Annotated in this window: 16 protein-coding genes; 3 read left to right on the top strand and 13 right to left on the bottom strand. The window is 34.0% G+C overall.

The window, feature by feature from the left end; genetic code table 11:
* Nucleotides 1–2: 2 nt before the first annotated feature.
* A complete protein-coding gene (rpsF, locus tag M4L39_RS01835; RefSeq protein ID WP_002511967.1) occupies nucleotides 3–308 on the bottom strand; it encodes a 30S ribosomal protein S6 in 306 nt (101 codons plus the stop codon).
* Nucleotides 309–706: 398 nt separating this feature from the next.
* Here rpsF and M4L39_RS01830 point away from each other — a divergent pair, with 398 nt between their 5' ends.
* A complete protein-coding gene (locus M4L39_RS01830) occupies nucleotides 707–1,513 on the top strand; it encodes a GH25 family lysozyme (protein ID WP_277580463.1) in 807 nt (268 codons plus the stop codon).
* A gap of 260 nt (nucleotides 1,514–1,773) precedes the next feature.
* Here M4L39_RS01830 and ychF read toward each other — a convergent pair whose 3' ends face one another.
* The 8 genes from ychF to mbcS form a co-directional block, all read right to left on the bottom strand.
* The gene (gene ychF / locus M4L39_RS01825) at nucleotides 1,774–2,871 is read right to left on the bottom strand and encodes a redox-regulated ATPase YchF (RefSeq protein ID WP_277580462.1); all 1,098 of its coding nucleotides are present in this window, start codon (nucleotides 2,869–2,871) and stop codon (nucleotides 1,774–1,776) included.
* On the bottom strand, nucleotides 2,871–3,086 hold the full coding sequence (locus tag M4L39_RS01820; protein WP_046836920.1) for a DUF951 domain-containing protein: 216 nt from the start codon (nucleotides 3,084–3,086) through the stop codon (nucleotides 2,871–2,873). The genes ychF and M4L39_RS01820 overlap by 1 nt, the downstream gene beginning before the upstream one ends.
* A 21-nt stretch (nucleotides 3,087–3,107) precedes the next feature.
* On the bottom strand, nucleotides 3,108–3,992 hold the full coding sequence (locus M4L39_RS01815) for a mechanosensitive ion channel family protein (RefSeq protein WP_277580461.1): 885 nt from the start codon (nucleotides 3,990–3,992) through the stop codon (nucleotides 3,108–3,110).
* 538 nt (nucleotides 3,993–4,530) lie between these two features.
* Nucleotides 4,531–4,899, bottom strand: coding sequence for a DUF2294 domain-containing protein (locus M4L39_RS01810; protein ID WP_277580460.1), 369 nt, complete (start codon nucleotides 4,897–4,899; stop codon nucleotides 4,531–4,533).
* Between the two features lie 202 nt (nucleotides 4,900–5,101).
* The gene (locus tag M4L39_RS01805) at nucleotides 5,102–7,729 is read right to left on the bottom strand and encodes a DUF2309 domain-containing protein (protein ID WP_277580459.1); all 2,628 of its coding nucleotides are present in this window, start codon (nucleotides 7,727–7,729) and stop codon (nucleotides 5,102–5,104) included.
* Nucleotide 7,730: 1 nt separating this feature from the next.
* Nucleotides 7,731–9,260, bottom strand: coding sequence for an NADH dehydrogenase subunit 5 (locus tag M4L39_RS01800; RefSeq protein ID WP_277580458.1), 1,530 nt, complete (start codon nucleotides 9,258–9,260; stop codon nucleotides 7,731–7,733).
* Nucleotides 9,261–9,984: 724 nt separating this feature from the next.
* A complete protein-coding gene (locus M4L39_RS01795; protein WP_277580457.1) occupies nucleotides 9,985–12,654 on the bottom strand; it encodes a bifunctional glycosyltransferase/CDP-glycerol:glycerophosphate glycerophosphotransferase in 2,670 nt (889 codons plus the stop codon).
* 421 nt (nucleotides 12,655–13,075) lie between these two features.
* On the bottom strand, nucleotides 13,076–14,653 hold the full coding sequence (gene mbcS, locus M4L39_RS01790; protein WP_277580456.1) for an acyl-CoA synthetase MbcS: 1,578 nt from the start codon (nucleotides 14,651–14,653) through the stop codon (nucleotides 13,076–13,078).
* A gap of 595 nt (nucleotides 14,654–15,248) precedes the next feature.
* Between mbcS and M4L39_RS01785 the strand changes: the two genes are divergently transcribed.
* Nucleotides 15,249–16,670, top strand: a complete 1,422-nt coding sequence (locus M4L39_RS01785; protein ID WP_277580455.1) for an MDR family MFS transporter — start codon at nucleotides 15,249–15,251, stop codon at nucleotides 16,668–16,670.
* 350 nt (nucleotides 16,671–17,020) lie between these two features.
* Here M4L39_RS01785 and M4L39_RS01780 read toward each other — a convergent pair whose 3' ends face one another.
* Both M4L39_RS01780 and M4L39_RS01775 read right to left on the bottom strand, forming a co-directional pair.
* Nucleotides 17,021–18,217: an amidohydrolase gene (locus M4L39_RS01780; protein ID WP_277580454.1), complete on the bottom strand. Its 1,197-nt coding sequence runs from the start codon at nucleotides 18,215–18,217 to the stop codon at nucleotides 17,021–17,023.
* 180 nt (nucleotides 18,218–18,397) lie between these two features.
* Entirely contained in the window at nucleotides 18,398–19,579 is a 1,182-nt protein-coding gene (locus M4L39_RS01775; protein WP_277580453.1) for an MFS transporter, read from the bottom strand.
* Between the two features lie 121 nt (nucleotides 19,580–19,700).
* Between M4L39_RS01775 and M4L39_RS01770 the strand changes: the two genes are divergently transcribed.
* Nucleotides 19,701–20,081, top strand: coding sequence for a winged helix-turn-helix transcriptional regulator (locus tag M4L39_RS01770; RefSeq protein ID WP_277580452.1), 381 nt, complete (start codon nucleotides 19,701–19,703; stop codon nucleotides 20,079–20,081).
* A 75-nt stretch (nucleotides 20,082–20,156) separates the two neighbouring features.
* Here M4L39_RS01770 and M4L39_RS01765 read toward each other — a convergent pair whose 3' ends face one another.
* Together M4L39_RS01765 and M4L39_RS01760 are read right to left on the bottom strand one after the other, a co-directional pair.
* Nucleotides 20,157–20,966, bottom strand: a complete 810-nt coding sequence (locus tag M4L39_RS01765; protein WP_277580451.1) for an ABC transporter ATP-binding protein — start codon at nucleotides 20,964–20,966, stop codon at nucleotides 20,157–20,159.
* Nucleotides 20,966–21,964, bottom strand: a complete 999-nt coding sequence (locus tag M4L39_RS01760; protein WP_002511943.1) for a FecCD family ABC transporter permease — start codon at nucleotides 21,962–21,964, stop codon at nucleotides 20,966–20,968. The genes M4L39_RS01765 and M4L39_RS01760 overlap by 1 nt, the downstream gene beginning before the upstream one ends.
* Nucleotide 21,965 lies beyond the last annotated feature (1 nt).

Below are 21,965 nucleotides of genomic sequence, written 5' to 3'. Positions count from 1 at the left end.
TATTATTTTTTAGTCTTATCTTCGTCTGCACGAATTACGATATAACGGATGATATCATCGTTGATTTTAGCTAAACGTTGGAATTCATCAGTAGCTTCATTGTCTTCAGCTTGGATACGTACTAAGTTGTAATAACCTTCACTGAAATCATTAATTTCATAAGCTAAACGACGTTTACCCCAATCTTTAACTTCTAAAGCCTCTGATCCGTTAGAAGATAAAATACCGTTGAAACGTTCAACGACAGCTTTTTTAGCATCTTCTTCAATGTTCGGACGAACGATGTACATAACTTCATATGTTCTCATTTATAATTGCACCTCCTTGTGGTCTATGCGGCTCATCATCATTTGTGACAAGCAAGGAATAATTTTCATTACTCACAATCAAGAATTATAGCACAGCCCTTTACATTTTACAATGACCATTGCTTTAATATGCTATAAAAAATACAAGAATGTTTCATATGAAACACGGTCTAACGTCTATAAAATACTAGTTAAAAACCCTTCACAGAATACTTTATTATAACAAGTATTTATTTTATTAATATTTAATTTTAATAGAAAAAATATGCCACTAAATATATGGTTGCTAAATCAATTTAATTCTAATAGCATACCAGTTGAGTTCATTTTATTATAATCATGTATTTGTTTAGCATATATTTTTTAGAAATATCAATTACATATAAAAGGAGCAAACTATGGTTTCAGTAATCAAAAAAGGTTTAGTCACTGTAAGTGTATTATTTGCATCAACGTTAGCAATGAACGTAACACACGCCGCTGGAGATACATCAAACCAAAAAGGAACTATGGGGTATGGTTACCAACAATACATTGAAAAACACCCTGAAAAATCATTTGAACGAAGTTCTGAAAATAATTCGAACGAGACACAATCCGAAGCAGGCACAACCCAATCAGGCGAACGTATTTTAGACATTTCAGAATGGCAAGGTGACTTAACTGAACAAGAAGTTAAAGACCTTAAAGCTAATTATGATTTCATCATTATTCGTGCACAATACGGTTCTGAAAAAGTTGATGCTTCATTAGAGCATAATTCAGCTTTATTAGACGAGCAAGGCTTAGACTTTGGTGTATATTCTTATAGTATGTATGAAAATCCTGAAGATGCACGTTACGAAGCTCAAACTTTATATAATCGCGCACCTAAAGCAAGCTTTTACATCAATGACTTTGAGCAAGATACAGTCACTTCAGGCTCTTCAGAAGAAAGTACATCTGCATGGTATGATGAAATGAAAAGTTTAGCTGGTGATAAAAAAGTCCTATTCTATTCTTATGAAAATTTCATGGCAGAACACGCTTCAGAATCTGTCAGTGAATATGATGGTACCTGGGTTGCCAATTACAACCCTGACCAACCTACTCGTGAACACGTATTATGGCAATATACTGATAGTTATGCATCACCTGAATTAAACCAAAATGTAGATGCGAATTACACCGGACCAAATGTAAGTACAGATTGGTTCACATCTTAATATTTATAATAGTTTCCTTCTAATAAATTATATTATGGGCCCAGGACATAAGAATATCCTTCTTTTGTCCCGGGCCCATCTTTTGTTTTTTAAAATTAGAAATTTTTACATTAAAAACGCGCTTCTTATCACCTTAATTTATTATACCCTCGGTTAAATATCTGAAATACACAAATATGACTGATAAACCCTATTTATTTATAAAAAACGCTTCCCTAAAAATTTAGGGAAGCTCATGTGAAAGCATTAGCTATGTTTGTTTACACATTAAATCTAAAGTGAACTACGTCGCCATCTTTCATAATATAATCTTTACCTTCTAAACGCTGTTTCCCAGCATCTTTGGCACCACTTTCGCCATTGAATTCAACATAATCATCGTAGCTTGTTACTTCAGCACGGATAAAACCGCGCTCAAAGTCAGTATGAATAATACCCGCACACTGTGGCGCTGTCATTCCAGAGATGAATGTCCATGCACGTACTTCTTGGACGCCTGCAGTAAAGTAAGTTGCTAAACCAAGTAAGTCGTATGTTGTACGAATTAAACGATCTAAACCAGGTTCTTCAATGCCTAGGTCTTCTAAGAACATTTCTCTATCTTCATCTTCAAGTGTTGCGATTTCTTCTTCAATTTTAGCGCTAATTACGATAACTTCTGAATCTTCTTTACTCGCATACTCACGAATTAATTTAACTTTTTCATTATCTTCATCGCCAATTTCATCTTCGCCGACATTAGCAATATATAACATTTCTTTAGAAGTTAATAACTGTGCTTGATTTACAAATTTTTGATCTTCATCATTAAATTCAAGACTACGAACAGGGTCCCCTTCTTCTAAGGCTTCCTTAATTCTTGCTAAAATACGTGCTTCGTTCACCGCATCTTTATCTTTTTGTTTCGCCATTTTTTCTGCTTTTGGCAAACGTTTTTCAACAGATTCTAAATCTGCCAATACTAATTCCATATTGATTACTTCGATATCATCAACTGGGTCTACACGTCCTGAAACGTGAGTCACATTATCATCGTCAAATGCACGTACTACTTGGCAAATTGCATCTACTTCACGAATATGTGACAAGAATTTATTACCAAGTCCTTCACCTTTAGAAGCCCCTTTAACAATCCCAGCAATATCTGTAAATTCAAATGTTGTTGGAATTGTTTTCTTCGGTTCTACCATTTCTGTTAATTTGTCTAATCTGCTGTCTGGAACCTCTACGATTCCTACGTTAGGATCGATTGTCGCGAAAGGATAATTCGCTGCCAGTGCACCTGCTTTTGTGATTGCATTGAAAAGTGTAGACTTACCTACGTTGGGCAAACCAACTATACCTGCTGTTAAAGCCATTATTCATTCTCCTTATTTTCAGTATCTTGGTGGGACACTAATATTTTTTTTAGTTTTTTATTAAAAGTTTGTCTTGGAATCATAATACTTCTTTGACAGTTTTCACATTTTATTCGGATGTCTGCACCTACACGAATGATTTTAAAACGATTCGTGCCACATGCATGCTGTTTTTTCATCTCTACAATATCATTTAAACCGTAATTTGATGTCATTCTGTCACACCTCCGAACATCTTAAGCATTATTTTGTTGATTCGCGTCATATTGCACCATCATAGGTTTCGGTATTTTAATCTCATGTCGTTTAAATACCTTCAAAATCTCTTTTCTTAAAATACGTGCACCTGAAAATCCTTCTCCTGGTATTGTTTCAGCAGAAATCCACAGCGTAATTTCATCTCTTGTAATGGAGTTAATACCAACTACTTCTGGATTTGATATAAATAAATAATATTTAGAACGCATTGTTTCAAAATGTTCCACTAATATCTCTTCTACTTTATCAATATCCTCTTCGACGGAAACTGGTATTTCTACCATTGACTCACCATTCGTTACTGAATAGTTTGTAATTTCACCCACACTACCATTAGGTAATGTGGTTAACTCACCCGTAATCGTATTAATTCGCATCGAACGTAAACCAATTGACTGTACTGTACCTTCTGCTACTGTAGTACCACTACTATTGATTTTAACATAATCTCCTACATCAAATTGATTTTCAAAAATAATGAAGAAACCTGTGATAATATCTTTAACAATTGTTTGTGCTCCGAAACCAACTGCTAAACCAACAACACCAGCACTGGCAATAATGCCTCCAACGCTTATACCAAACTTACTTAAAATTGTAGTCAATACTATAAACCATACCACATATGCTACTACATTTTGAACTAATGCTATTAAAGTTTTCGAACGTTTTTTATTCGCTTTTTTACCTTTATTTTGTATTTTAAAGAATTGCGCTATTCCTTTATTTATGAAACGTAAGACAATCCAAGCCACAACGATATAAACAAATATCATAATGATATTCGATATCAATGTTTGATAAGTTTCTGGCTTTGTTAATGGTTCAATTAATGAATAAAGGATGCTTTTGATTTGATTCAACTATACTTCCTCCTTAGTACGACACACATTATCATTCTATTATAACTAAATTTTCTTTAAAACAAATCCACCTTCCGCTCCATGATCATAACAACTTCATTCATATTAGAATTATGCCTTAATTGCTTTATGCCACGTCATAAAAAGGCTTATTACTTATATAGCTAACTTAAATATCTGCAACCTTATAATAGTTTATTAAAATTTTGCACATATTCAAAGCATTTCCGCATCTTTTATCTGAAAAACCAAAAATATTTTAGTGTCTTAGCGCAATCGACAGTCTGAATTTCGACTTTTCACTGTTACAAAAAACATTGTTACATAAGCTAATATTTTATAATAATTCATCATCTTAGTTTAGAATTCAAAATTTTGATGTTCCTTATAACTATTAAACATTACAAAAGAAAAAGAACCATAATTAAAAATTATGATTCTCTAACACCAGTCAGTAATAATACTACAAATACGATTTATAAAACCATCACTCGTTTTCATTTGGTTATTGTACGCATTAGGTTGAAACTGATAAATATTAGTCGTTAAATTGTTTTTCAAGATTATTATAAAGTTTAAAAATCATCACACGTTCTCCTGTGCGAGAACTTAAATCTGTATGAAAACCTTTGACTTCTTCGCCAGTAATGGATAATACAATGTCATCAAGTGCTTCAATACCAGATTCCACAAGTTTTGAGCGTGTTCTTTTAATTGTTACTAATCCTTCGTTAGTTTCACAAACTTTATACTCTGCTTGTGTCAATACACCTTGTAAACTCACAATAATCATATCGCGCAATATATCTGTCTTTACAGAAAGAGAGCCACGGCCAAGGAAGTCTTTTTCCCATTGTGTAATTGCTTTGCTGATTTCAGACTCGTAAGTGCCTTTGGTTGTTTTCATTTAGTATGCATCTCCTGTAGAACCAAAATGAGGTTAAGTTAGATAATTATTTGAATAAAGATAACATTATCATTTTTGCATACTTTTCTCCATAGTTCTACAATATCACCCGGGAAATCATTTATATTTTATTTAATAAATTAAGCACGATAATATATCAATATTTTTATAGACCTTCGATTACATGACATTCAAATACAACTTAATAATCCGTGGACCAGTCATGCCATTGGCCATCTTCATCAATCGTTGCTAATCTCACCCAACCGTTTTGTACTTTTTGTTGGAATGCTTTATCCGCTTCCAAGCGTTCTTTCACAAAGTTTTCGGGTGCTTGGATTACTACAAGTAAACGTATAGGTGAATGATACATTTTATCATCTGATGACATCACGGATTGCCAAGGTAAACCTGTTAACAAGTCACTCGCGTTTCCTTGCATAACACCAATGCCGGCTGTCACAGTTTGTGTTGTTTTACTACCGCTACCATAATAATGTGGCGCAACTGTAGAAGCATAGTATTGTAAGTTAATCCATTGCGCTACAACTGCAGGTCCACCAATAATATTTGCTAATATACTACCATCTTGGTCGTTTTTCCAATCATAATTATGCAAGAACGCTCTACCTTGTAAGTCACTGTGCTTTGTTAGCTCACGTTCTCCAATAATAAAGGAAGCATTTTTAGCTAATCCCCACTCTGGTCTTATCTCGCTCCAATCATTTGATAAGCGATGTGCTTCATTAACAGGATTTTTCTTCGTTACGTTATTATTTGGCAATTGTGCTAAACGTTGTTCATTAGCATAATAACTGACGTTCGGCATTGCTGCTTCAATAGCATCATAAGCTTTTTGCGCAGCTTCTGGTAATTCTGGTAAATAAACCCATTCTAACACGTCCACAGAAGTCTGATGTTCTGCAGCTGCAAACACTGTAGTCTCTGGAATTTGAATACCATTGCGTGCTAGCCCTTGTCTCACTTCTGGCAAGTTGCATAGTTGCGCCAATACTTTGCCATTAAAACCACTTGCTGCACCACCACATGCACCACAATCTAACGAGGCAGCGTATGGGTTGTTCGCACTTTGACTACCATGACCACACATAACTACTAAAGGTGAAAAATCTGTCGTCAAGTTCATTAATCGTAAGGCTTGGCGTGTATAGTTTATCTTCTCATCTTCTGTAAATCCTACCGGCAACCCATCTTCTCTACGATGATGGTGATTAAGTGTAAGTGCTGTATCTTCTGGTTTTTGTAACCAGCCTGCATAGAACTTGTGAATCACATTTCCTACACGATTTGGTATGAAACTGCGAGTAAATGTTTGTAGTGTTAACCATGGACCGCTGAGTTCCGGTAAAAGTAAACTTGGCAACACATTTTGTTTCATTTTCTTAAACGTATAAGTGACCGATTCAAGTACATGCTTACGTTGTCTGAATATAGTAGGTTCTTTTTCCTGTGTATATTCTTTGATTTTATGCTGTGGCTTATTCATTACAGGTAAAGATGGATGACTATGTTGATTTCCAAGCTCGTTTTTCGCAATTGGCAAACCAAAGAAACCTGCAATACCTATCGTTTCAAAAGGACCTGCTGATTCAATTTGTTTACGAAATGGCTCAGAGCGCACATCTATACAAAATGCCATTTGTGCGAGCGCTGTGTCATTCTCTAACTGCTCCTGTTTTTCAGGTGCAATAATCTTTCTTAATTGCTGATTATATGTGGCTTCCCAAGCCTCTAACAACAATTTACGTCGTAATTGATCATTAAATTGAGCCGCAAACAGCACATGGTGTTGTTGTTCTTGTGTTGTTAATTTTCCCCATTGTTGTGCCGTAAAGCCACCCCATTGTAACCATGACAAAATACTATCCGCTAACGAAATAGATTGATTCTCTAATGTGTCATTTGTAGGCATGTCAGATAAATATGGCTCCATGATTACCCACTCCATGCCTAAGCGAATCGCAAGGTAATCTAATAATAACGACTCCATTTTACTATTATTTTCATGCTGCCATAACATCATGCCTGCCCAACCTGGTAATGATAATAAATGATTCTCTAAATAGCTTTGCATATCCGCCTCAACAATGCCTAGTTTTAACAATGCTGTTCTAAGTAATGACTCAGCGTCATCCGGTAAAGTTTTCAATCGAGCACGTTGGTGCTTCGTTAACGCTGGATCATATTGGATTAAACGTTGCCATGAATAAAACAATCCTTTTTCACGATTAGGCATTGTCCACCCTGATTGTGCATCATCGACAAATAACTTACACCATTTAATAACATGATAATCCACAGTATCGATTAATTTGTTATTATTTTCATCCATTACATACGTAGACAATAACGCCATCGAGTCTTTGGCATCGCTTAATAAATCTAAATCCTCTAACTGTTGCGCCAATACATCGACTTGCCCTTGTATATGCTGATTTGATTTTAAAGGGTGTAGTTTTAAGGCATTAAGTCCAAATTTCATCGCATTTTCTCTTGGAATTGCGAGTGCCGCTTGCTCCAACCACTGTTGAAATCGTTCCTCTATTATTCGTTCGTCTATTTCGCCTTGTTTCTTAGCTTCTAATATACTCGCTATCGCAGGATAAATATCTACTTCTCGCACTTGTTTGAGCCAATGTGCAACTTCATCAAACGTTTTATCCTCTAACCCAGACCACGGACTTCTTGCCGCAAACACTGAAATGGGTGATAACGGGACAATAACCTTACTTGCAGCCTCAATTAGTGTCCGAATATCATAAACATTGCTATGCGAAGCATAATCTGTCGCTCTGTTTGATTCTCCCATTTTAGTGTCCTCCTTTTGTTAAGTATGTTTTAAGATAGTTTGGATGACGTTCTACGGTTTCAGCTTTTGCATCGCCGATACGTACAAGCCACATATATAATATTGAAAATGCAACCGATGAACGATTACGTGCAACCCATGTACTCATTAAACTACCAATTAAGAGCATTAGAGCTACAATTACAACGATAAGCATAGGTGGTTGAACGCTATTAAAAGTCATCGTATGTAAGGCACTAGCGAAGAAGTGATGAACGATAAAGTATACCGAGCCAACGACGATGAGTATCAATAATCCCATGATACGTCCGAATTTCCCTTCTCCAAATGCAACAAGTTGTGTCCATGATACAGATAATGACCAAGCTAAGATGAGCCCACTCACTAAACGGTAGCCTTCTCCAGGAGATGTAAGCCAAAAACCTAAACCAATCGCTAAAGCTAATACACGTCCTGATACAATCCATAAGTATGACATTCTCTCACTAGCACGACTTGGTACATTAAAGTGACGTACTGCTGAACCAGAACGTAAGAAGAGCGTCGCTTTAAATAAACCGTGTAAAATCAAATGGATAATCGCAGGAATATATGCACCTATTGCACACTGGATTAACATAAAGCCCATTTGCCCAATTGTTGATCCAACTAAAAGACGTTTATAATCTACATGCACTAAACTTATACCTGCACCAATCAGTACAGAAATACTCGCAAACAATAACAAGACGAACGTTGCAATATCACCATTAAATATCGGTGAGAATCTTGCCAATATAATACCACCCGCATTCACGATACCTGCATGCATAATTGCCGACACTGGTGTTGGTGCTGCGACTGATTCTATTAACCATCTTTGAAACGGAAATTGTGCAGCTGGAACCATAACCGCTAATATAATGAGCATATTAATACCAAAACTTTCCCACGCATTGATTTGAGCTAAATTCGCGTCTGTGAAAATTGCTGTATATTGCCATTCACCAGTTAGGGATGCAATCCATACTACTGCCAACAATAATGCTACCCAGCTTAACAAAAATAATTTGCCAGTTACTTTTGCAGCCGCTCTCGTCACTTTCCATGCGCTCGTTAGGCTAATTAATATCGTTAAACCAAGTAAAGTTACACCCCAACTGATAACCATAATACGCAAGTCACCAGTTAACCAAGCCATTGCAGCAAAACTAGTGGTAATGGTAAATAAAGTGAAGTACTTTCTATAACTTCGATCACCCATTAGATACTGCACACAATAACGCTGAATGATTAAGCCAATGATTAAGACGAAAAAGGCCATTAACCATGCTAGAAAATCTGAATACCAAAATCCTACCTCTATATTTTTCGGCGCGCCTATCAGCCCGATAAACGCTACAAGCGGTGGTAATGCTACTAAGAATATATGTATACGCACATACGCCAATGGTATACGTGAATATAAAAATATTATTCCACTCAATACAGAAATGATGACCGTGATAAAAAATATAATTAACAGTATTGATACATTAAGCGATGTGAGCATAGTGGGTTCTCCTTTGTTTTGACATTAATTTTAGTGTTAGCAGATTGAATTACTTTGATTTATAACTTGCTATGTTAGGTAATTTTTTCATTAAAAAAAGCCGACAATATACAATAAATCATGCATGATTTATTACAATTGTCGGCTTCATTACAACGCACTTTTTAACAAAGTGATTTGTTTTGCTACCTTATATATGAACGCTTATTATTTTTTATAATCTAAAATGTTACATTTAATCTTATATGACGGATGATTTTAACTTTTTAACACTATTCGTACACTTTTTCAATTTGCCAATATTATTATTAACAGCTTGCTAAAGCTTTAACCTCGTGAAAAAGCAGTATTCAACGACTATATTTATTTTTATTTAATATTATAAACATATACTTATTATTCGTGATTGTCAAGAAACACAAATTTTATTCAAACCCTATGCCCTAATACAAAAGCACAAAAAAATGCCAACAAAGTCGGAGACTCCTTTTTGAACAAGGAGTCCTTTAATCGTTTCAAAATCATATTTCAGCTTAATAACGGTTGCTATAAGCATGTTGAAAAATTAGACCTTTACGTATTGTTAATAAAAATCTATAGTTGATTCCCATTGTGTATTTTCCTCTTTTAATTGGTAGGTGTCGTTTTGATTATCTCTTGGAAATAACACCTTAATTAAAGTGATAGTCATTATGATAAAAAATATTTTTTCCGTATGTTTCATTTAATTAACACTCTTACTATTATTTTCTACTACTTTTATTAATTCTTTATATAAAACATCTTTATGGGAAGTAGTATCAAAACTAACATAAAAATCCTCATATATTTCTTCTTGCTTTTGTGTTAATTGAAAATCATTTTTTATTTCTTCTTTTATAAAGTTTATTAATTGATAGCTTTCAGTATTTAAATTGCCAAATTTTGATACATCAAAATCTAACTTATTATAGATGTGATTCCCACTTAAGAAATATTTGTAGTCTGGGAAGTAAAATTCAATACGAGTTCTACTTTTGATAAAGTCAAACATATACGAAGAGAAATCAGTGACAAATAATTTATATTCGCTAATATTAAATTCATCTGTTGAATCTAATACATTTATGTTTGATTTTTCAGTTTGAAATAATGAAGACTCATTTGCAAAAATTGGATGCATTTTAATATCAAGTTCGTAGTTATTTTGTTGTAATATATTATTAAGTTCATCAGAGTTTATTAATTTATGAATTCCTGTGAAAAAGTTAGACTGCTCAAGTGTATCTTTATCGATTACTTTAATTTGTCGATTTTCTTCTTTAGTTAGTGCTTTTCTCCAAGATGGAGCTATAAGGATTTTATTGCATTTTTTTGATACAGTTATGTCATCTAATCTAGGCATTCCTGTAACTAATAAATCATCTTCATTATAGCCATAATTATGAAGTAAGTTGTTTTTTTCATATTCACTTGAGATAACGAATTTGTCAAAACTGGTTACATGTTTACCATATAACCAAGGAGTATGAGCATTTAGTACACCATGTTGCAGATACACAATTTGAAATTTAAATTCTGCAAAGAACAGATCATAAGCTCGGAATGATAATGGTGAAAATTCTGTGTGTTCTTTAAATGAAGTGAGTATGAGTTCTGCATAATAAAATAGCATTTTATGTTTCAAACTTCCATAAACGACAACATTCTCTTTTGGAAAGCCCTCTTTTTTCAAGTCATCTTCTCTAACAACGTAGTAACGTTCTATCCCATCATTTTTATTGACGTCATGCATAAATTGACGATAACCATTATCAAGAACCCCTATTCGATCATTGTATAGCCATATTCTTTTGCGTTTCAAATAAGGTTCAAAAAACTTTTTGAATTGTTGAAATCTCTTTAAACCATTTTGGTTTTTTAATTTCATTTTTAAATTATGTTTTTTTAATATACGACGTTCAATTTGTGCAGACTTTTTCTTAATATGGATTTTGAACGGATTATCAGTGTAAGATATAATTTTATCTTTAGTAACAATATCTTTTGAATTTAGTGTAGTTTTAAAAATTACATTTCTAGTAAACCAATGATTCGTCAGTAATTTTTTACCATCAATATTAACAACAAACTCATAATTATTCACTTCATCTACAGGAATAGAAAAACTAAAATCATAAAACTGAGCAACAGACATACGTGTTTTATAATAGTTAGCTGATGAATTATAGATAGGAATGATTTTTTCATGGTTGTGTTTATCTTTCAACACTAAAGAAACTGTATTAACCATATCTAATAAAGGCGCTTTAATATAGCCGCTAAGCTTAAGCTCTTGCCCAATAATTTTAATCTTATTAAAGACAAGTAACGCTTTGTTTAACATCGCAATTTGTTGGTTTTCAGCGACAAAATTTAAAGAGGTTAAGTTTTGATTATATTTAATGTTTCCTTTGAACGTTTTAATAAAATATAACTTGTGATAATAGTCCATCAATGGCTTGGCCAATATGGTATCGACTGATATATATCCGAATATTTTTTTCATTCTTTCAAACCATTTTTGGTATGCTTCAGAATCTAAATGATTTGGGAACAGCGTGGACTGTTTGAATCGCCAATTTAGTTCGTATAAAATAATCCCTTGTACATAAACAGGAACTTCATTAGAGATATTTAGAGCTGTTTCAATTAAATTTTCAAATAAAATTAATAAATCATCTTGTATATCAACAGGATTTTTATTTTTATCAACCGCAGAATTATGGCCTATATTGTAAAAATAACCGCCTTCCTTTATATGTATAACTTTTCGGTTTTTCAGTATGTAATTCGTGTTAAATAAAGCATCTTCACCGTAAACTAATTGCTCGTTAAATTGCGTATAATCATCGTTTTTAATAACCACATTCATTGTACATTGGTTTAAAAAGGGATATTCACTAATGTCATAGACATTTACATCTCCTTTTTTTGTGAAGGCTTTGTTTCTTACATGAGCATTTATTTTATCCCCATTTTTTTGGTGAAGTGGGTAAACTAAAATGTCTGCCTCTTTTTCATACTTTTCAAAACCAAAAAAGACTGATTTCAAAGTGTCCTCTCCTATGAAATCATCTGCGTCTAAAAATAATATATATTTCCCTTTTGCTAAGCTAATCCCTCTATTTCTAGTATATGAAACCCCACTATTTTGATGACTATAGTAAGAGATAAAATCATACTTAGAGGCTACTTCCTCCAAAAAATTACTGCTTCCATCTGTTGAACCGTCATCTAATAATATTATTTCAAATTCAACATTGTGTGTGTTTTGGTTTAAGACAGAGTTAATTGTATCTTCTATAAAATGTTCCGCATTAAATATAGGTATAAGAATACTTATATCATATTCATATTTCTTAGAATGATTCACTAATTTTACATCTCCCTTTCACTAATTATATATTTCCTTTAGTTTTTATCATAAATATATTAGATTTACATAATAATTTCTTTTCATATTTTTATAGGTAACTAAAAGTTTATTGTAATCGGTGAATTATATATATCTTTTAATAAAAACTCTTTAATAATTATTATAGCATCTTTAAATATCTTTTCATATTTCTTATAAAGACATTTCCAATCTTTTTATTGCTTTAAATAAGCTATCCGAATCCCAACATATCTAGAATAGAAGCTAAGGAAGTAAATAATAGCACCCAATAAATACTATATAAATAACTATGCTAAACATAATCATTTTATAAAATAATAAACCTGGCAATATCATCAAAATTGCTCAATGATATTGCCAGGTTTTTTGTGTGTTATGAATTTTAAAGTTTAATCAATTATGATTGTTTCTTTTTCTCTGCATCTCTTAATTCAATACGTCTAATTTTACCTGAGTTGGTCTTAGGTAAGTCTTCGACAAACTCGATAGCTCTTGGATATTTATACGGTGCAACGTCGTGTTTGACGTAGTTTTGTAATTCTTTGATTGTGTCTTCATTACCAGTTACGTCATCTTGTAAAATAATAAATGCTTTAACGATATTCCCCCTAATTTCATGTGGACTCGCAACAACAGCGCATTCTTTTACATAAGGATGTTTCGTAAGTGAATCTTCAACTTCGAACGGCCCTATTGTATAGCCAGAACTAATAATGATGTCATCTTTACGACCTTCAAACCAGAAATAACCATCTTCGTCTATCTTAGCTAAATCACCCGTCATAAAGTAGTCACCATTTTGTGGTTCTGCTGTACGTTCTGGGTCTTTATAATAACCTTTGAACAATGCAGGTAAGTCTAACGGCACTGCGATATTACCTACTTCACCTACTTCAGAAAGTTCGCCATCGTCATTAATGACAGTTACATGACTACCAGGGATTGCTTTACCCATTGAACCAGGACGGCTCTCTGTATCTTTTAAAAATCCAATCAACAGCGTACTTTCTGTTTGTCCATAACCATCTCTTACTGTAAGATCAAAGTTTTCTTGAAATTTTTCAACAACTTCTCTATTTAATGGTTCTCCTGCAGAAACTGCGCTATGCAAATGTTCTAAGTTATAATTCGTTAAATTAGAAAGTTTTGCCATTAAGCGATACTCAGTCGGTGTACAACAAAGCGCATTAATTTTATTATCTTGTAGTAACTGTAAATACTTTTCAGCATTAAACCTTCCATTATATACGAATGCAGTTGCACCTGACCCCATAATTGATAAAAATGGGCTCCACACCCATTTTTGCCAACCTGGTGCAGCAGTTGCCCAAACAATATCGTCTTCTTTAATGCTTAACCAATGTTTCGGCGCCATCTGCATATGTGCATAGCCCCAACCATGTGAATGGACAACAGCTTTAGGGTTACCTGTTGTTCCAGACGTATAAGATAACAAAGCAATATCTTCACTAGAAGTTTCAGTGATTTCTAATTGATCAGTTGAATTTTCTTTTTCGTCTTCAACTGACATCCAACCATCTTCTTGACCGCCAACGATAAACTTAGTTAACGAGTCATATTCTTTGACTGCTTTAAACTCATCGAGCTCATCTGAAATAACTACAATTCCTTTTACTTCACCATGCGTGATTCTATATTGTAAATCTTTCGTACGTAACATTTCTGAACTAGGAATAATAATGATACCTAATTTTAAGGCAGCAAGATACACCTCATATGTTTCAATGCAACGTGGCATCATGATGAGAACTTTGTCGCCTTTTTGCAAACCATATTTTAAAAACATATTACCAACTTTATTCGCATTTTTGATAAGGTTGCTATATGTAATTTCTCTATTATCTCCTGATTCATTTTCAAAAATTACAGCTTTTTTAGATTGATCTGCTGTAAATTTTTCGATTTCGCTCACAATATTATAAGTTTCTGGAGCGATTAAATCTTGTTTATTCATTATTTACTCTCCTTTAATTCGAACATCTACAATCTGTAAAATTGTACTTTAAATGTATAGATCACTGATTGCTTATCCAAATACTTTCCAATAATTTAATGATAATTTTAAACTTATTACATGTAAATAGATATGATTATAACTTAAATGATTTATTCACTTATTTATTATATCAAAAGTGTTCCATAGATAGATATATTTTAAATTCAGAATAATTAAAATATATTCCCAACACCATTTTTCTTCATAGTTGTTAATCCTAAAAAAACACCTCTACCAAGCACTTTCTCGAGCCCTAGAATTGAGCTGAATAATTCATGTTAACTCTAAGTTTTTCATATCCATTTACATTTTTCTTCATATAACTAGAGTTTATTTTGACATTCGCTATAATAGACGTGTAGTATTTCATTCATAACATTATAAATATGTGAATCATTGCGAAAATTATACGCACTATTTTCAAAAATAATTGATGAACAGCTCGAGAAATCGTGCCTGTTCATCAATTATCAAATGTATTTTTCCACTTTTTAAGTTCACCCACTAGATTTGAAATGGGCTTAGTGTTACACTGTTTAGATGTGCAATTTTTATGAAAGAAGTGAGTCTATTGACTGAAACAGGAGCATTCCATGTAGAAAAAAGAATCCCCTTATTTATCGTATTACTATCAGGGGCCTTTATTACAATTTTAAACCAAACATTACTTGGTACAGCTTTACCCCCTATTATGAAAGACCTACAAGTATCTGAAAGTACGGTACAGTGGTTACAATCAATATTTATGTTAGTAAACGGTATTATGATACCTGTTACAGCATTTTTAATTCAACGTTATACATCAAGGCAGTTATTCTTAACCGCCATGAGCATTTTTGCCATAGGTACTTTAATCTGTGCTGTCGGACTAGATTTCTCAATGTTATTAATCGGACGTGTCTTACAAGCAGCAGGTGCAGGTATTATGATGCCACTTATGCAAACAATCTTATTCTTACTTTTCCCTGTAGAAAAACGTGGTACAGCAATGGGCTTATTCGGATTAGTCATTGCATTCGCGCCAGCGATTGGACCTACTCTATCAGGCATTTTAGTAGAGCATCTCTCATGGAGAAGTGTCTTCTACGTCGTATTCCCAATCGCAGTTGTTATTATCGTTGCTTCAATCTTCCTATTGAAAAACGTGACAGAAACCTCAAATCCAAAACTAGATATCGCATCAGTCATTCTATCTACACTAGGTTTTGGCGGACTCTTATATAGTTTCAGTTCTGTTGGAGAAGCAGGATGGGGCAGTATACAATTCATCTTACCACTTATCGTTGGTATCATTACATTGGTTACATTTATTCGTCGCCAGTTGAAACTCAAAGAACCTATGCTTGAATTTAGAGTGTTTAGTTACAGTATTTACACTTTAGGTACAGCATTAAGTATGTTCGTATTTGGTGTATTAATCGCATCAAATATTATCTTACCGTTATACATGCAAAATATGATTCATTTCTCTGCATTAGAATCTGGTTTAGTATTATTACCAGGTGCCGTCGTTATGGGTATTATGAACCCAATTACAGGTTATTTATTTGATAAATTTGGTGGCAAATGGCTCGCTCGTATCGGCTTACTCGTCTTAGTCGCTTCAACGATACCATTTACAATGCTCACAGCGGATACAACCTTTACTTACCTTGCCACAGCCAACGCAGTGCGTATGGTATCACTAGCAATGGTTATGATGCCTATGACGACGCTAGCGATTAACCAATTACCGAATAGTCTTATTGCTCACGGTACTGCCATGAACAATACGTTCAGACAAATGGCCGGTGCAATCGGTACAGCGTTATTCATTACGTTAATGTCTGTTTCAGCTATTCCTAGTGAAGGTCTAGAAGGTATGATTCATGGTGTGAACGTAACATTCATGGTTGCTACTGGTATATCAGTCATCGCACTATTATTATCAGCTAAACTTAAAGATGATAGCAAACCATCACGCAGAACAATTTAATTAGATAATTGATTAAAAACTTCATTATAATAGATAATAAAAAAACACTTTCGTTACATTCATTTAAATATGAATGCTTTCGAAAGTGTTTTTTATGTTCTAATAGATTAACTTCGATTGATAAAGATGCTTTGTTAACTATTCGCTTTTTTAGCATATAGTGTTTTCATTGCAAATCTCGCTATCGATTGTGCTACGAGTAGTTCAATCCAAAATGCAATAAAAAAGTTACGAGGCTACGTATATAAGAAAGTTTGAAAAATTTCTAAATTTACTGTTCCAGCACTTATCCATGTACCAATGATTGTGAGTAATATAGATAAAATAGTTACATTATCACTTTTCAAAGATTAATCTGTGGCAGAAAGTCTGTTAATTGCAATTTCACCTACTGCTTTTGCTGCAACTAATAATGCATCTTCATTCACTTCAAATTTAGGGTGGTGATTCATATATGGCGTTTCACTGTGCTCTGGTTTACAGCCAACGATGAAAAAGGCACCTGGTATTTCTTTTAAATAATACGCAAAATCTTCAGATCCTGAAACTGCTGGTATTTCTACAAGATGTTCAAAATAGTCACCTTTACTTGCTGTGAGAATATCTACTACTTGTTCTGTTTGTGCGGGATGATTGTAAAGCACAGGATAACCAAATTGGTAATCTAAATCATACGTAATATCAAAACCTACTGCTACACTTTTTGCGACTTTCTCAATCTCTTCATACATAAATTGTTCTAAGTCATCATTAAGATAACGTGCTGTTCCTTTGATTGTTACTTTGTCTTGTATAATATTCGCTCCACCAGGTGCATCAAACGCACCAACAGTAATCACACCCATTTCTGAAGGATCGATACGTCTAGACACTATTGTTTGGAGTGTGTTTACAAAATTAGTTCCTGCAATCAGAGCATCATGTGTTTTATGAGGACTAGCAGCATGGCCACCTAAACCATTTATCGTTAAAGTAAATGTAGAACTACCAGCGAAAGCATTACCTTTATTGTATCCAATCACCTCTGTACCAGCGACAGGTGCTACATGGATACCATATATCTCATCTAAATCATTTAACGCACCTGATTGCATCACTTGTTGTGCGCCGCCGGGAGGCATTTCTTCAGCATGTTGATGAATAATTTTAACTGTACCTGGAAGTTCGTTTTTCATTTCAATTAGTGCGTCTGCTAATCCTAACAAATACGCTGTATGTGCATCATGACCACATGCGTGCATAACACCTTCATTTATTGATTTAAAGGGTACATCTACCTCTTCTTGTATTGGTAACGCATCAAAATCAGCTCGTAATCCTATTATATTGCCAGGTTGTTGTCCTTTGATTTCTACGATAATTGCATTACTTCCTAGAACAGGTTGAGTAACTGTCACATCTTTATTTTTGTAAAAATCTTTAATATATTGTGCTGTAGCATCCTCTTGAAATGACAACTCCGGATGTTGATGTAAGTAACGACGATGTTGAATCATCTCAGATTCCTTGGCTTCCAGCTTTTCAAATAATACTTCTTTTGTATTCATAAATATTCACTTCTTTCGATTTGTTTTAAAAATTTTAATCATTTTAAAAGTTTAAATCTTAAAAGCTGTTAATACAAAAATTAATTACTGTTTTATGGAATTTTACATTTTTAAATATATAATTAAGTCATTTTCATTTATCTCATCACGCTATTTTTTAAAAGTGGCATCTACAAATTTTTATAGTATGCCTACTTGTACTTCTGTCTCATTTTTATAAACGATATACATCATGATACTAGCGATCATCACCATGGCAAAGCCAAAATATGGTGTCACTGCAAGAGAAAAATGATTGAGTACGTATCCTCCGATTACCGCTCCTAATGTGATGCCGATGTTGAAAGCAGCAATGTTTAAACTAGAAGCAAAGTTAGTCGTCGCCTTATTTTTACGTTCTGCAAAAAGTACCACAATCAATTGTAGGCCTGGAACATTCATAAACGCGAAAAGACCCATAATAAGTATAGCTATCGTACCCAAGAAATAATGTGTCATAGTTAGACCTAAGAGCAATAAAACAAGCGCTTGAATTAAAAATATCCATATAAGTACTTTTGTTGGCTTATTATTTGTTAATTTACCTCCAAGTGTATTGCCAATAGCAACCATTACGCCATATATCACAAGCAGTATCACCACCGCTTCATCACTATAATTCAAAATATCTGTAAGTATACTAGTCAGGTACGTGTAAACTACAAAAGTGCCACCGTAACCGAGTGCAGTAATGAAATAAACCATCATTAATGATTTGTTTTTAAATACTTTTAATTGTTCCTTTACCGATGCCTGATCATATTCTTTCAAATTACTCGGCACTGCAAATATATTAATGATTAAACTGAGTAATCCAATCACAGCAATCGTAATAAACGAGGCTTCCCAACCAAAGTGCTGACCAATCCATGTTCCTAATGGTACACCTGTAATCGTAGCAACGGTTAAACCTGTAAACATCATTGCAATCGCGCTTGCACGCTTATCAGGTGTTACCAAATCACTTGCGATTGCTGTGGCGATAGACATAAACACTCCGTGCATTAATGCCGATAGTACACGCATTGCTAGCAACATACTAAACGTGGTAGCAAAGGCAGCAAGTGTATTCGCAACAATGAAAATAAGCATAATCATTAATAGTAAATGCTTCCGTTTCATTTTATTTGTCAGTGGTGTTAGTACAGGTGCTCCTATTGTTACCCCCACAGCATACAAAGATACAGTTAATCCTGCTAATGATATCGTAGTATCAAACGCATCTTTAATGAGCGGCAATAGACCTACGCTAATAAATTCAGTCATTCCAATTGCAAAGGCAGACATTGCTAACGCTAATATAGCAAATTTGTTTTTTCTCATAATGTTTTTTGACTCCTTCTTGTTTTGTGTATGTGTTAATATAAACTACACGTATCAAAAGCGGAAGTACGCACTTTAAAGTACTATAGGCACCTTTGAGTACCTATAAGGAGGTAATTAAATGAGCAAATCTTATAATATTGGCGTCGAAGCAACTATTGATGTCATCGGCGGAAAATGGAAACCTGTCATCTTGTGTCATTTACAAAATAACGGGTTGATGCGTACATCTGCATTAAAACGTGCCATTCCAACGATTACTCAAAAAATGTTAACACAGCAATTACGTGAACTAGAGCATGACGGCATCATCAACCGTATCGTATATGATCAAATCCCGCCTAAAGTTGAATACGAATTATCAACTTATGGTCAAACACTAGGAGAATTACTTTCTTCACTTTGTTATTGGGGAGAGTTCCATATTGAAAAAATGCACCAACAAGGGGAAACAGTATCATTAGCACAACAAGATTTTGTCGATATACCCAAACCGAGTTAATAACAAAAAAGCCCCATTCTAAAGTTATAGAATGGGGCTTTTTTGTATACTGAATTGTTATGATGATTTCTGTTCTTAAATCTTGTTTTTTTGGATTCCTAAATCTTTAGGAACCATCGTTTCAAGTTGTACTTCTTCATCTTCATAATATAGTCTCTTTAAATCAACATCGAAGAATTGTTTCATTCTTTGTTCAGTCATTACTTCAGTTGTTTCACCAAAGACGATGCCTTTTTCTTTTCCAGTAATAATCACATTATCTGATAGATAAAACGCATGGTTTGGATAATGTGTATTAATAATGCACGATATCCCCTGTTCTTTAGACAGCTTACGTATGGTTTGTAAAATCGTAATTTGTTTTTGAATATCTAAATGAGATTCTGGCTCATCCAGTATTAATAATTCAGGACCTGATACAAGTGTTCTTGCGATGAGTGCTAATTGTAATTCTCCGCCACTAACTTCATTACATGACTGATTGGCCAAATGGCTAATTCCTACTGTTTCTAGTGCTCCAATTGCAGCCGCTTCATCCTTTTTTGAAGGTTGTGCTAAAGTACTTATAAATGGTGCTCTTCCCATAATCACAAGTTCTAAAAGCGTGTAACCAAAAGTCATTTTTTGAGCTTGTGGCACATAACCAATCTTCTTCCATAGTTCTTTTTTCTTCAGGCCATTTAACGAGACATCATCGATAAACGTTTCGCCATCCGTCCAATCTAACAGTCCAATAATACATTTTAACAATGTTGTTTTTCCTGCGCCATTAGGGCCTAAAATCGATAAGACCTCGCCAGGAGCCAATTTAAAACTCACATTTTCTTTATATAAATAAGGTTTGTTTTTATAATGAAAGTTGCCTTCTTTTACTTCTAAATGCATTACCACGAACCTCCCATACGGCGTAATAAGTATGCAAAAAATGGTGCGCCAATAATTGCAGTTAAGATAGATAATGGAATTTCAGTAGCTGTTAAACTTCTAGCCAAATTATCAATAATTAACAGATACGTACTACCAATAGCGAGTGACACAGGCAACACATATTGATTATTGTTACCTACAAACATACGTGCAATATGCGGAATGATTAAACCAACCCATCCTACTATACCTGCTACAGCTACCGTAGCTGCTGTGATTATAGTCGCACCTGCAATGATTGCCCATTTTAAAGCTACAACAGGAATCCCCATAGATTTAGCTTCATCTTCTGGTAACGTGAGTAAATTGAGTCGCCACCTTAGTGTATATAGTATGAGCACACCTATGATGATAATCGGCGCTGCAACATATAAATCTTTATAAGTTGCAGTTCCTAGACTTCCCATTAACCAATACGTAATTGCAGGTAATTTCTCTTCTGGATCAGCTACGAACTTCATTAATGAAATAAGTGCGTTAAATAGTGCTGATGTAATGACACCTGCGAGTACAAACATAAAGATTGGAGAATTTTTTTGATTTCCTGCTACAAAGAATGTAAACAGTATCGCCAATAATCCAAATGCTAAAGCCAATATTTGTGCGCCAAATGTGTTACCAAAAAACAATATACCTAGGGAAGCTCCAAATCCAGCTCCTGCCGAAACACCAAGTATATCTGGCGAAACTAAAGGGTTGCCAAACATGCCTTGGAAACTCGCACCAGAAATAGACAATCCGCCCCCTATTAATAAGGCTAATAATATTCTTGGAAAACGAACATTCATCACAACTGTTTCTTGTACTGGCGCCCAGGTTTCTTCTATAGGAATAATTTGTGATGTTAAAATTTTAATAATTGTTATAGGATCTATAAAAACTCTTCCTACACCGAGTGAAATAATTGCTACCACAAGTGGTAAAACAATTAATAATAATATTTTTGATTTCTTCATT

Source organism: Staphylococcus equorum, assembly GCF_029531845.1.
GTDB lineage: Bacteria > Bacillota > Bacilli > Staphylococcales > Staphylococcaceae > Staphylococcus > Staphylococcus equorum_C.
This window is presented reverse-complemented; position numbering and strand designations above follow the sequence as displayed.

Bases quoted from the DNA above. Each gene is read 5' to 3' on its own strand.
- rpsF (WP_002511967.1), bottom strand. From the start codon at position 308: ATGAGAACATATGAAGTTATGTACATCGTTCGTCCGAACATTGAAGAA.
- M4L39_RS01830 (WP_277580463.1), top strand. From the start codon at position 707: ATGGTTTCAGTAATCAAAAAAGGTTTAGTCACTGTAAGTGTATTATTT.
- ychF (WP_277580462.1), bottom strand. From the start codon at position 2,871: ATGGCTTTAACAGCAGGTATAGTTGGTTTGCCCAACGTAGGTAAGTCT.
- M4L39_RS01820 (WP_046836920.1), bottom strand. From the start codon at position 3,086: ATGACATCAAATTACGGTTTAAATGATATTGTAGAGATGAAAAAACAG.
- M4L39_RS01810 (WP_277580460.1), bottom strand. From the start codon at position 4,899: ATGAAAACAACCAAAGGCACTTACGAGTCTGAAATCAGCAAAGCAATT.
- M4L39_RS01805 (WP_277580459.1), bottom strand. From the start codon at position 7,729: ATGGGAGAATCAAACAGAGCGACAGATTATGCTTCGCATAGCAATGTT.
- M4L39_RS01800 (WP_277580458.1), bottom strand. From the start codon at position 9,260: ATGCTCACATCGCTTAATGTATCAATACTGTTAATTATATTTTTTATC.
- mbcS (WP_277580456.1), bottom strand. From the start codon at position 14,653: ATGAATAAACAAGATTTAATCGCTCCAGAAACTTATAATATTGTGAGC.
- M4L39_RS01785 (WP_277580455.1), top strand. From the start codon at position 15,249: ATGAAAGAAGTGAGTCTATTGACTGAAACAGGAGCATTCCATGTAGAA.
- M4L39_RS01780 (WP_277580454.1), bottom strand. From the start codon at position 18,217: ATGAATACAAAAGAAGTATTATTTGAAAAGCTGGAAGCCAAGGAATCT.
- M4L39_RS01775 (WP_277580453.1), bottom strand. From the start codon at position 19,579: ATGAGAAAAAACAAATTTGCTATATTAGCGTTAGCAATGTCTGCCTTT.
- M4L39_RS01770 (WP_277580452.1), top strand. From the start codon at position 19,701: ATGAGCAAATCTTATAATATTGGCGTCGAAGCAACTATTGATGTCATC.
- M4L39_RS01765 (WP_277580451.1), bottom strand. From the start codon at position 20,966: ATGCATTTAGAAGTAAAAGAAGGCAACTTTCATTATAAAAACAAACCT.
- M4L39_RS01760 (WP_002511943.1), bottom strand. From the start codon at position 21,964: ATGAAGAAATCAAAAATATTATTATTAATTGTTTTACCACTTGTGGTA.